Origin of the sequence: Bacillus sp. FSL R10-2780 (assembly GCF_038006125.1) — a bacterium.
Lineage (GTDB): Bacteria > Bacillota > Bacilli > Bacillales > Bacillaceae_G > Bacillus_A > Bacillus_A cereus_U.
In genome coordinates, this window is the sequence record NZ_JBBOUQ010000001.1 from 157,765 (window position 1) to 169,422 (window position 11,658).

Here is an 11,658-nt window from a genome sequence, read left to right on the forward strand (position 1 = left end):
TTGTTTCAAGGGGAAAGGGTTGGTGGTATGAAACGCGTGCTGATTATAGGTGCACTTACGTTTGTAGGTTATCACCTTGTAAATAAAATGATTGCAGAAGAAATAGAAGTGTATGGTCTTGATTTTGATGAATTTGATAGTATGACAAAAATTAATGAAGAGAAATTATTGTTGATTGGGCGAAATGCGTTATTTACGTACTATTCTATAAGGGATGAAGACGGATGGCGATCGGTAGAGGAAGAGAGTTTCGATACAGTTTATTTTTGTTTGTATGAGCCGAATCAGCAAAGTGGATTTCGGAATGAAAGGGTCATATTACAATATTTAAAACGAATCGTAAGGATGTGTGAAAAAAATAACGTAAAGTTAAATCTAATTTCTTCTATTGAAATAGGAAGCACTGAAGAATCCGAAAACAAACGTCTATTTTCGAAGGTGGAAGAAGGGTTGAAAAAAGGCGAATTACAATATAGTGCATATCGAGTTCCTACATTATATGGGCCGTGGCAACCGTCGTTTATGATGTATCATCAGCTTATTTTATCAGAACTTGATGAAAAAGAGTGCCGTTGTATAAATGGAGAAATAGGAAGCGATTTACTTTACGTTGAAGATGTATGTGAATATTTATGGGAACATGGAATGAATGTAAAGCACCTCGGTGTATATAATTTACTTAGCGGAAAAGAAGAGTTATGGGAAAAAGGTATGACCTTGCTGCATGCAGATGATAAAGTAAATAAAAAAAATGTGGAAGTAAGAGATGAAGCTGTAGAGGTTATTTCTATTCAAAAAAATACACCAGTAGAATTCGGTTTAAATAAACAATTGGCACATATGAAAAAATATAAAGAGTTATACGAAGGGTAGCGCGCGTGTTAAACTATTGTATGGATAATTGATTGAAAAGCTTTAATGGAGAGGAAGAGATTACATGAACGAAAAAAGTATGCAATTTTTACAAATCGCAATGAAACATTTACCAGAAGCTAAGGCAATTTTAGATTCTAATGGAATTGCGCTTGATATGGAGAAAGCACAGCCGGTGTTAGAGCTATTGATGAAAGTAATGGGCGAAGCATATGAGCTTGGGAAAGCGGATAAAGAATAAAACTGAAAAACAAAACCTTCTTTTTGGGAGGGGAGAGGGGCTCGAGCCGTGAGTAGAAGCGGTAAGGGCCTTTTTTAGTCTCGAGCGAGGTAAGAACAGAGGGATGATGAGGTTAAAGGAGAACGCCTTAGTTTTGAAGGAAAGCGGATAAAGAATAAAAAATCTTCTTTTTGATGGGAGAGAGGCTCGAACGGTGGATAGAAGCGGTTGGGGCTTTTTTTAGTCTCGAGCGGAGTAAAACCGGAGGGATGATGAGGTTAAAGGGGAAGGTTATGAGGAGAACGCCTTAGTTTTGAAGGAAAGCGGATAAAGAATAAAAAATCTTCTTTTTGATGGGAGAGAGGCTCGAACGGTGGATAGAAGCGGTAAGAGCCTCTTTTTGTTTCGAGCGGAGTAAGGGTATGGAATAATTTGTATTTTGAAAGGACAGGAATTTTTCTGTTTCTTTTAATGAAAAATAAAGTTAGTAATACGCTGTCTTTATTTTTTTAGCTGAAATATATTCTAGACAAAAGTACATTTATGTTTTAAAATTAGTACCAAGTCATAATAATTGATATAAAATGGAGGGCTGCGATGTGAACGTGGGCATTTTAGGGGTCGGAAGATATGTGCCAGAAAAAGTAGTCACAAATCACGATTTAGAGAAAATCGTAGATACATCTGATGAATGGATTCGTACGAGAACGGGAATTGCAGAAAGACGCATTGCCGATGATACAATAGATACTTCATATATGGCGGTAGAGGCTTCTAAAAAAGCACTTGAAGATGCAGGGATTAGCGGAGAGGATATCGATCTTATTTTAGTGGCAACAGTAACGCCAGATCGCGCATTCCCAGCAGTAGCTTGTGTAATCCAAGAAGCAATTGGCGCAAAACACGCAGCCGCAATGGATTTAAGTGCAGCATGTGCTGGCTTTATGTACGGAATGATTACAGCACAGCAATTTATTCAAACGGGAACTTATAAAAATGTATTAGTAGTTGGTAGTGACAAACTATCTAAAATTGTAGACTGGAACGATCGAAATACAGCAGTACTATTTGGGGACGGAGCAGGTGCTATCGTAATGGGAGCTGTTTCGGAAGGAAAAGGTGTACTTTCCTTTGAATTAGGAGCGGACGGAAGTGGCGGTAAGCATCTTTATCAAGACGAGTATGTTATGATGAACGGCAGAGAAGTCTTTAAATTTGCTGTTCGCCAACTTGGTGATTCCTGTCTTCGCGTGTTAGAAAAAGCGGGACTTACGAAAGAGGATGTGGACTTCTTAGTACCACATCAAGCGAATATTCGTATTATGGAATCTGCAAGAGAAAGATTAAATTTACCGAAAGAAAAAATGAGTATGACAATTGAAAAGTTCGGTAATACATCGGCTTCTTCAATTCCAATTGCAATGGTAGAGGAATTGCAAAATGGACGTATTCAAGATGGTGATTTAATTATACTAGTTGGTTTTGGCGGCGGGTTAACATGGGGAGCAGTAGCTCTTCGTTGGGGTAAATAAGGACTGAGAGAAAAAAAGGAGTGTATTTTGTATGGAAAAAAAGAGGGTCGTAATTACAGGGCTAGGAGCTGTTACACCGATCGGCACAGATGTTGAAACAGCTTGGGAAAACATTAAAAACGGTGTATCCGGAATCGGACGACTTACAAGAATAGATTCAGAACAAATTCCTGCAAAAGTAGCAGCAGAAATTAACGACTTTGAAGTCGAAAAATATATAGATAAAAAAGAAGCGCGCCGTATGGACCGCTTTACGCAATATGCAGTAGCAGCAGCGAAAATGGCAGTTGCAGATGCGAAGCTTGAAATTACAGAAGAAAATGCACCACGCATTGGTGTGTGGGTTGGTTCTGGTATTGGTGGTATGGAAACATACGAAGAACAATTTAAGATTTTTACTGAAAAAGGTCCGCGCCGCGTGAGCCCATTCTTCGTACCAATGATGATTCCAGATATGGCAGCAGGTCAAGTATCGATTGCTACAGGAGCGAAAGGGATTAATACTTGCTCTGTAACAGCTTGTGCATCTGGAGCAAATTCAATTGGTGATGCGTTTAAAGTAATTCAGCGCGGTGATGCTGATGCGATGATAACAGGCGGAGCAGAAGCGCCGTTAACAAGCATGGCATTCGCTGGGTTTAGTTCAGCGAAAGCATTAACATTCAATGAAGATCCAGCAACGGCTTGCCGCCCATTTGATAAAAACCGTAGTGGTTTCGTAATGGGTGAAGGATCAGGAATTCTTATTCTTGAAGAATTAGAGCACGCATTAGCACGTGGTGCTCACATTTATGCGGAAATTGCTGGTTATGGTGCAACTGGTGATGCGTTCCATATTACAATGCCTGCTCCTGGCGGTGAAGGCGGAGTTCGTGCGATGCGTCAAGCTTTAGCTGATGCAGGTCTAGAGCCAGAAGATATTGATTACATTAATGCACATGGTACAAGTACAGATGCAAATGAAAAGTATGAAACGATGGCAATTAAAGAAACTTTCGGTGAGCATGCATATAAAGTAGCGATTAGCTCAACGAAATCAATGACAGGTCATTTATTAGGAGCAGCTGGTGCTGTTGAAGCGATCTTCTCTATTAAATCAATTACAGACGGAGTAATTCCTCCGACGATTAACTATGAAACACCAGATCCAGAATGTGATTTAGATTACGTACCAAATACAGCGAGACATCAAGAAGTGCGGGCTGTATTAAGTAATTCATTAGGATTCGGTGGTCATAACGCAGTATTAGTATTTAAAGCATATAAGTAATATGTACAATAAGGTGTCTTTTCGTAAAGTACTACGAAAAGACACCTTATTTATTTTTTATCACCTTTACGTTCCTTTCTTTTTTTGCATATACATAAGAAAAGGAGGGATGAAGGGTGGGGGTTGTTGAAACGGCAGAATGGTTACATCTGTATTATGGACGCCCAGAAAAGCTTTGTGAGAAATTTACAAAGTATATTCCATTGCCAAAAGAGAGGCTGTATCGTTTTTTAATCTCTAAAGGTATGTATCGCCCAGTAATGCGGGGGGAGCAGGAAATTAAAGAGTTAGAGAAGAAAGAAATTTGGAAAGAACTTAGCATGGAGTATGAAAAATTGAAAAGTTGGCTAAAAGGTCCAGATGTCCCTATCTTTATTTTATTATCAGATTCATATAATCGAACGGTACAAGAGGAATATAACGGGAAGGCTGGTTTATCTATGCGTCACGTTATTTTCTTATTCGTATGTGGACGTAATTCAGTAGAGGAACTAAAAGCTTTATTAACGCATGAATACCACCATATATGTAGATTACATCAAATTGAGACGAAGGAAACAGAGTATACATTACTTGATACGATGATTATGGAAGGGTTAGCTGAGCAAGCTGTGTATGAAAGGTATACAGAAAAAAGATGTGCACCATGGACTACTTATATTTCAAAAGAAGATGCTATTTATTATTGGAGAGATTCAATACAAGAACGAATAGATGTAAAGAGAGGTACGAGGGAGCATGATGTTTTATTAAATGGACTGCACTCGTATCCGAAAATGCTTGGCTATGCACTTGGATTTCATATTGTGAAAGATTGTGTAGCATTTGAAGGAGAAAATACACTGTCTTTATTATCTATAGATGCGAAAGAAATATTGAATAAAGCAAATACATTTCATGTTTCATAAAAAAAACAGGAGCGTTACCTCCTGTTTTTTTTATATTATAGAAGAAAAAATAATAATTAGAATATATTTCCTTAAGTGGAATAAAGTTAAGCAAAAATGAACATAATGATTGGTACAAACAGTAGTGAAGTGAGGGGTAGTGAATGTTATATCTACATGATGTATGGGTAAATTGGTTTGAAGGTGAAGAGAATGGGTATAACGTTTGTCATTTTTACGAATGGCGGAAAGATGATACGATTGAGCTATTAGATCAAGTGCCATTATTAAAAGTAGATGCCACATTATATCATTACATCGAGAACGAATTATTAGAGCTTCCGCAAAAATTATTGGAAGACGTATATCATAAGGCTTATATTCGTAAAAATCACGAACGTTTGCAACAAGAATATTGTTTTGTAGTTACAGATGGAAAAGGAATTATTGCGATTGATTCAATCGGCTATAATGTGCCAATTAGAAAAAGTAGGCTTATACCTCGTCAAGAGCAGATGGTATATGAGATGGTAGAAAGTGTGCAAGCAGAAAAGTATGAGTTCCAAGTAGAAGAGATTGAAAAAGAACATCATATTTTATCACCATCACCGTTCATTATGAATGGCCTGACTCGTAAAGAAAGACAGCTAAAACAATTATTATTTATGGCGTTAGATCAATTACATACAACGAAAAATCCAGCTGAAATTCGCTATTGGTTCACAGAGTGGGATCCATCAGCGTATGGAATGGTCCAACATATGGAGTTTGAAGATGTTTGGGCTAAACTTTATGATGAAGCGAAAACTGGATGGTCTGAGAAGCACGAGCAATTATGTGAGCGCCTTGTAAAAGGACAGCCGTTTTTTGAAAAGTTATGGGAAATGGAAAATGAGCAGAAGGTAAATTAAAAAAACCGCCAATTGGCGGTTTTTTTTATGGAGGTGGCAAGAATGTTCGGTGGCTTCGCGCCTTCCTGCGAGGCAAAAAACGCCTCTACGTCAGGAGCTCCATCCTCCTCACATTCTGAACGAGCCGCTTCCGCTTTTTATGTTACCTACGTTTTCTGCTTAGTCCCATTGCGTTTTCTACTTTGCGTAGTTGTTTGAATGCAACGCGGTTTGCTTTTTCGGCACCTTTGTCTAGAATTTCGTCTAGTTCTGGGGAGTTGATTAGTTCGTTATATTTGTCTTGGATTGGACGAATTGCTTCTACGACTACTTGTGCTAGGTCACCTTTGAAGTCGCCGTATCCTTTTCCTTCGTACATTGCTTCTATTTCTTCTACTGTTTTTCCTGAGAATGAAGAGTAAATTGTTAATAAGTTAGAGATTCCAGGTTTGTTCTCTTTATCAAATTTAACGATGCCTTCAGAGTCAGTTACGGCACTTTTTATTTTCTTTTCGATTGTTTTTGGCTCATCAAGCATACTGATCATTGATTTTGGATTTGGATCAGATTTACTCATTTTTTTCGTAGGTTCTGTTAATGACATAACGCGAGCTCCTACTTTTGGAATACGAATTTCAGGAACTATGAACACTTCACGGAAGCGTTTGTTGAAACGCTCTGCTAGATCACGTGTTAATTCCATATGTTGCTTTTGGTCATCACCAACAGGCACGATTTCTGTGTTGTAAAGTAAAATATCAGCAGCCATTAATGGTGGATATGTAAGTAATCCAGCTGGAACTGAATCTCTTCCTGAAGCTTTGTCTTTATATTGTGTCATACGTTCTAATTCTCCAACGTAAGCAACGGATTGCATAATCCATCCTAGTTGAGCGTGTGCTGGTACTTCTGATTGTACAAATAAAGTAGCTTTTTCAGGATCGATGCCGCATGCAACGTATAGCGCAGCAAGGCTGCGGATGTTTTTGCGAAGCCCTACAGGGTCTTGAGGTACTGTAATCGCATGTTGGTTTACAATACAGAAATAACAGTCGTGTTCGTTTTGAAGCTCTGTAAATTGCTTCATAGCTCCTAAATAGTTTCCAAGTGTAATTGTTCCACTTGGCTGAATACCAGAAAAGATAACTGACATAAGTAATTCCTCCTAAAATTGAATGTGCGATGGGGAAGAGAAGGCATACAAAAAAGCCCATTCATCCCAAATTACATAGGGACGAATGGACCGCGGTACCACCCTAATTATTTCACAGCTGTGAAATCTCTCAAGATCCATAATAACGTCTGGATATAACGCCAAAGCCTACTACTTTCGGTTCGGTTTGGTGCTCAAAAGCCCATTCCATATTGTACAATTACTTGTTCACACCAGCCACAAGCTCTCTGAAATTGCCCCAATATGTACTCTTCTTTATCATCGCATACATATAAATTTATTGTTAACTGAGTCCTTTTAATATGAAAGAACTAAAGTTTTATAACAAAATGTTTTGCTGATTATTATATCATATGGAGCAGTGTTTGCAAACTACATCAAAATAGTAAAGCTAATGAGGATCGAGAACAACCCAAGTACGATACCGGTAATACAAATCGGATACGTCCATTTGAATGAATATGTTTTATAAATACGTTCTTTCTTATCGATAGGTTCCTCTGCTTCTTCAATTAAAGAGTCAATTTTTTTATTCGTACCAAATACTCTTTGGAATGCGTAAATTGTTACGTTAAAAAATCCATTTTGAAATATGAATAAAAAACCACCTATAAGAATAAAAATCAATGCAATATAGAATGAGATGTTGACAAAATTCAACAAAAACTGAGATGAAACGAGGAATGCGCCCACACTAGAAGCGATTATCGCAACCAAAAATAGTATACAAGTATGAAAAAAAACTTTATTCAAAATATTCCCCTCCGTCAAAATATTACTAGAATTATTATACTATAAAAGCTATAATAAGTAATATAAATAATTTTTTGAAAATTATACGCAATTGTGGTTCTAATTTCAAGATGATGGTAGCAATGTTAACCTATCCCTTTACGAAAAATTAAAAATATAAACATTTTATTAAAAATTTTAACAAAAAAACAAAAAACTATATTCACAATCGTCATATTATATGTATAATGAAAATTGTAGAAACTTGGAGATTATTCTTTCAATTCTGTTTTTCTACAAGTGAGGGGACAGGAAGTGCAATTAGGGGAGGCAACACTACATGAAGAAAAAGATACCGTTATTACTTGCATCAACTTTAACTGCAAGTATGTTGCTTGGCGCGTGTAGCTACCAGAAAGAGGACGCTAAAGCAAAAGGAAAAGAAAACGCTACTAGTAGTAGTAACGGAAAGCAGATTCTTAATTTAACAGAGTTATCTGAAATTCCATCAATGGATGCATCGTTAGCATCAGATTCTGCATCTTCAACAGCATTAAATAATACGATGGAAGGTTTATATCGTACTGGCAAAGATCAAAAGAGAATGCCTGGGATTGCTGAAGATGTCCAAAAGCTAGATGATGGGAAGAAATACATATTTAAATTAAGAAAAGATGCGAAATGGTCGAATGGGGAACCTGTAACAGCGAAAGACTTTGTGTATTCATGGAAAAGAGCAGTAAATCCAGATACAAAAGCGACGTATTCGTACATTATGTTCGATATTAAAAATGCAGAAAAAATTCATAAAAAAGAATTACCTGCTGACCAATTAGGTGTAAAAGCGATTGATGATTATACATTAGAAGTGGAATTAGACAATCCCGTTCCTTACTTTATTGATTTAACGGTTTATCCGGTGTTTTACCCACTAAATGAGAACTTTGTGAAATCACAAGGTGATAAGTTTGGTTTAGAGGCAAATACAACATTATATAACGGGCCATTCGTTATGAGTGATTGGAAACATGAACAAAGCTTCCAATTTAAGAAGAACCCATCATATTGGGATAACAAGACGGTTAAAATCGAAGAAATAAATTTCAATATTGTGAAAAATACATCGACTGATGTAAATTTATATGAGACAAATGCGATTGATCGTGCGGCTCTAACGTCGGAATTTGTTGATAAATTTAAAAAAACTCCAGAGTTCCAAGCACGACAAGAAGCAGGAGTTGCCTACTTAAGATTCAATCAAAATAATAAGTATTTGAGTAATAAAAACTTAAGAAAAGCAATTTCAATGTCCTTTGACCGTGATAACATTGCAAAAGTTATTTTAAACAACGGCGCAATTGGTGCTTACGGATTTGTTGGAAAAGATTTCGCTGAAGGTCCGAATAAAAAAGACTTCCGTGCTGAAAATGGAAAGCTAGTTGAAACGGATTCAAAAGAAGCGAAAAAACTTTGGGAAACAGCGAAGAAAGAGCTTGGCACTGATAAAATCGAATTAGAATTCTTAAGCTTCGATAATGAAGATGCGAAAAAAATTGGCGAATTCTTAAAAGGTGAGATGGAAAAGAACTTACCTGGTTTATCGATCAAAATTAAACAGCAGCCATTCGCACAAAAAAATAAATTAGAAGATTCTCAGCAATATGATATTGCGTTTGGTGTTTGGGGTCCAGATTTCCCAGATCCAATCTCATATTTAGATATGTTTGTTACGAATGGTTCACAAAACAAAACGGGATATTCTAATCCGAAATATGATGAACTAATTCTAAAAGCAAAAACAGATACAAAAGATTTACAGGCTCGCTGGAACAACCTTTTAGAGGTAGAGAAGATGTTAATTAAAGAGGATGCAGTTATTGCTCCAGTCTATCAAAAAGGTTCAGCGTATGTAGTAAAAGGTGCTGTAAAAGATATTATCCCGATTAACTACGGTGGTAAATTAACTTACAAATGGGCATCTGTTGAACAAAAATAATCTTTTTTCCATCGTTTACAAGGGTATATGCCTATGATGGGCATGTGCTCTTATTTTAAAAAAATAAAAGTAAGAATATTTCAAACTATCTTATTGCTTTTGAGAAAAACGGGGAGGTGCTTTACTATGGGACGTTATGTATTAAAACGTTTCGTGTACATGGCTTTGACATTATTTTTAATTACTACACTGACTTTCTTCTTGATGAAATTACTTCCGGGTTCTCCGCTTAAAAACCAGGAGAAATTATCACCGGCACAAAAAGAAATCATTCTTGAAAAATATGGTTTAAATGATCCAGTACCAGTTCAATATGCACGTTACTTAGGTAACTTAGCGCAAGGTGATTTAGGGGTATCATTCCAATATGATAACCGCCCAGTAACAGACATGATTGTGGATCGCATTGGACCATCAGCACAACTTGGTTTACAAGCGATTATATTAGGAACATTTATCGGTTTACTTTTAGGAATTGTTGCGGCACTTCGTAATAATACATGGGTCGATTATAGTGCAACAGTTATTTCGGTACTCGGGATGTCGGTACCATCGTTCGTATTCGCCGCATTACTACAATATTTCGTAGGGGTAAAACTTGGCTGGTTCCCAGTAGCGTTCTGGAAAGGACCAGAGTTTACAGTAATGCCTACAATTGCATTATCGATGGGAGTTATCGCAACAATCGCACGTTTCTCTCGTGCAGAATTAATTGAAGTTATGCAGTCTGATTATATTTTAACAGCGAAAGCAAAAGGAATTAGTCAAGGCGTTATCATTGTCAAACACGCACTTCGTAACGCGTTAATTCCAGTTGTAACAATTTTAGGACCAATGGTTGCTGCATTAATTACAGGAACACTTGTTATCGAGCAAATTTATGCTGTACCAGGACTTGGGGAACAGTTCGTTAAATCTATTACAGTGAATGACTATACAGTTATTATGGGAACTACAATTTTCTATAGTGCGATCTTCATCTTAGTTATTTTCATTGTCGATATTTTATACGGAATTATTGATCCTCGTATTCGTTTAGCGGGAGGGAAAAAATGATGAAAGATGTACAAAAATTATCTCCAGATTTATTTCAACAAGCCAATCAAAATAATGTTGATAATGAAGTCATTGCCCGTCCAAGCTTAACGTTTTGGCAAGATGTACGAAGACGCTTGTTCCAACATAAAGGCGCGATGTTGGGTTTAGTATTATTGAGCATTATTGTACTACTAGCAATTTTTGGACCGATGGTAAGTAAACATTCTTATAAAGAGCAGGATTTAGGTCGTGCGAAAATGCCACCGAAAATTCCAGTGATTGAAAATATTCATTGGTTACCATTTGACGGCACAGATCAATATGGTGTTGACCAATATGAAAAACGTGATATTAAAGAGTACTTCTGGTTTGGTACAGATGATCTTGGCCGTGACTTATGGACAAGAACATGGGAAGGTACACGCGTATCATTATATATCGCTCTTTTAGCAGCAGCAATTGACCTAGTAATTGGGGTTGCATACGGGGGTATTTCAGCATTCTACGGCGGTAGAGTAGATAATATTATGCAACGTATTATGGAGATTATTAATGGTATTCCATACTTAATCATCGTTATTTTAATGGTAATCATTATGGGATCTGGTATTTGGTCAATCACACTCGCAATGGCGATTACAGGTTGGATAGGGATGTCGCGGATTGTTCGTGGACAAATCTTAAAGTTAAAAAACCAAGAGTATGTATTAGCGTCTCGTACATTAGGTGCAACAAATACACAATTAATTGTGAAACACTTAATTCCAAACGTTATGGGACCAATTATCGTAATGACAATGTTTACAATTCCATCAGCGGTGTTTGGTGAGGCATTCTTAAGCTTCATCGGTTTAGGAATTCAGCCACCATTCGCATCACTTGGTTCTCTTGTAAATGATGGATATAAATCAATTCAAACGTATCCACACATGATGTTCATCCCTGCGGTTGTCATCAGTATGTTAATTCTAGCATTCAACTTAATGGCAGATGGATTACGCGATGCGTTAGATCCAAAAATGCGTAAGTAAACGAGGAGGGAGAAG

The 11,658-nt window shown here is 37.0% G+C and carries 11 protein-coding genes, 1 pseudogene and 1 other annotated feature; of the genes and pseudogenes, 10 read left to right on the plus strand and 2 right to left on the minus strand.

What is annotated here, in order from left to right; translation table 11 throughout:
- The 6 genes from NSQ47_RS00830 to NSQ47_RS00855 all read left to right on the plus strand — a co-directional run bounded on the left by NSQ47_RS00830 (position 1) and on the right by NSQ47_RS00855 (position 5,693).
- Entirely contained in the window at positions 1-873 is an 873-nt protein-coding gene (locus NSQ47_RS00830) for an NAD-dependent epimerase/dehydratase family protein (protein ID WP_070146318.1), read from the plus strand.
- A gap of 64 nt (positions 874-937) precedes the next feature.
- Positions 938-1,114, plus strand: a complete 177-nt coding sequence (locus NSQ47_RS00835; protein ID WP_002011319.1) for a ComZ family protein — start codon at positions 938-940, stop codon at positions 1,112-1,114.
- Between the two features lie 578 nt (positions 1,115-1,692).
- On the plus strand, positions 1,693-2,625 hold the full coding sequence (gene fabH / locus NSQ47_RS00840) for a beta-ketoacyl-ACP synthase III (RefSeq protein ID WP_002149840.1): 933 nt from the start codon (positions 1,693-1,695) through the stop codon (positions 2,623-2,625).
- Positions 2,626-2,656: 31 nt separating this feature from the next.
- Positions 2,657-3,895 (plus strand): beta-ketoacyl-ACP synthase II, encoded by a 1,239-nt coding sequence (gene fabF / locus NSQ47_RS00845; RefSeq protein WP_002011323.1) that lies wholly within the window; start codon positions 2,657-2,659, stop codon positions 3,893-3,895.
- A 116-nt stretch (positions 3,896-4,011) separates the two neighbouring features.
- Positions 4,012-4,803: a DUF2268 domain-containing protein gene (locus NSQ47_RS00850; RefSeq protein ID WP_341035842.1), complete on the plus strand. Its 792-nt coding sequence runs from the start codon at positions 4,012-4,014 to the stop codon at positions 4,801-4,803.
- A 143-nt stretch (positions 4,804-4,946) separates the two neighbouring features.
- A complete protein-coding gene (locus tag NSQ47_RS00855; RefSeq protein WP_002011326.1) occupies positions 4,947-5,693 on the plus strand; it encodes a YjbA family protein in 747 nt (248 codons plus the stop codon).
- Between the two features lie 142 nt (positions 5,694-5,835).
- Here the strand turns inward: NSQ47_RS00855 and trpS are convergent, their stop codons facing one another.
- On the minus strand, positions 5,836-6,825 hold the full coding sequence (trpS, locus tag NSQ47_RS00860; RefSeq protein WP_002158892.1) for a tryptophan--tRNA ligase: 990 nt from the start codon (positions 6,823-6,825) through the stop codon (positions 5,836-5,838).
- 74 nt (positions 6,826-6,899) lie between these two features.
- Positions 6,900-7,117, minus strand: a binding site (T-box leader).
- 101 nt (positions 7,118-7,218) lie between these two features.
- On the minus strand, positions 7,219-7,599 hold the full coding sequence (locus NSQ47_RS00865) for a DUF3899 domain-containing protein (protein WP_002158891.1): 381 nt from the start codon (positions 7,597-7,599) through the stop codon (positions 7,219-7,221).
- A gap of 110 nt (positions 7,600-7,709) precedes the next feature.
- Here NSQ47_RS00865 and NSQ47_RS00870 point away from each other — a divergent pair.
- From NSQ47_RS00870 to opp3C, 4 genes and pseudogenes are all read left to right on the plus strand, one after another.
- Positions 7,710-7,922, plus strand: a pseudogene (locus NSQ47_RS00870) (hypothetical protein).
- Positions 7,919-9,574 carry a peptide ABC transporter substrate-binding protein gene (locus tag NSQ47_RS00875; protein WP_088044782.1) on the plus strand — a complete coding sequence of 552 codons (1,656 nt, stop codon included), beginning with the start codon at positions 7,919-7,921 and terminating at the stop codon, positions 9,572-9,574. Before NSQ47_RS00870 ends, NSQ47_RS00875 begins: the two are co-directional and overlap by 4 nt.
- A gap of 126 nt (positions 9,575-9,700) precedes the next feature.
- The gene (gene opp3b / locus NSQ47_RS00880; protein ID WP_000534171.1) at positions 9,701-10,630 is read left to right on the plus strand and encodes an oligopeptide ABC transporter permease; all 930 of its coding nucleotides are present in this window, start codon (positions 9,701-9,703) and stop codon (positions 10,628-10,630) included.
- Positions 10,627-11,643: an oligopeptide ABC transporter permease gene (opp3C, locus tag NSQ47_RS00885; protein ID WP_002202773.1), complete on the plus strand. Its 1,017-nt coding sequence runs from the start codon at positions 10,627-10,629 to the stop codon at positions 11,641-11,643. Before opp3b ends, opp3C begins: the two co-directional genes overlap by 4 nt.
- Positions 11,644-11,658: the final 15 nt, after the last annotated feature.

Coding starts and splice junctions, on each gene's coding strand:
- fabF (WP_002011323.1), top strand. CDS start 2,657: ATGGAAAAAAAGAGGGTCGTAATTACAGGGCTAGGAGCTGTTACACCG.
- opp3b (WP_000534171.1), top strand. CDS start 9,701: ATGGGACGTTATGTATTAAAACGTTTCGTGTACATGGCTTTGACATTA.
- trpS (WP_002158892.1), bottom strand. CDS start 6,825: ATGTCAGTTATCTTTTCTGGTATTCAGCCAAGTGGAACAATTACACTT.
- NSQ47_RS00855 (WP_002011326.1), top strand. CDS start 4,947: ATGTTATATCTACATGATGTATGGGTAAATTGGTTTGAAGGTGAAGAG.
- opp3C (WP_002202773.1), top strand. CDS start 10,627: ATGATGAAAGATGTACAAAAATTATCTCCAGATTTATTTCAACAAGCC.
- NSQ47_RS00875 (WP_088044782.1), top strand. CDS start 7,919: ATGAAGAAAAAGATACCGTTATTACTTGCATCAACTTTAACTGCAAGT.
- NSQ47_RS00835 (WP_002011319.1), top strand. CDS start 938: ATGAACGAAAAAAGTATGCAATTTTTACAAATCGCAATGAAACATTTA.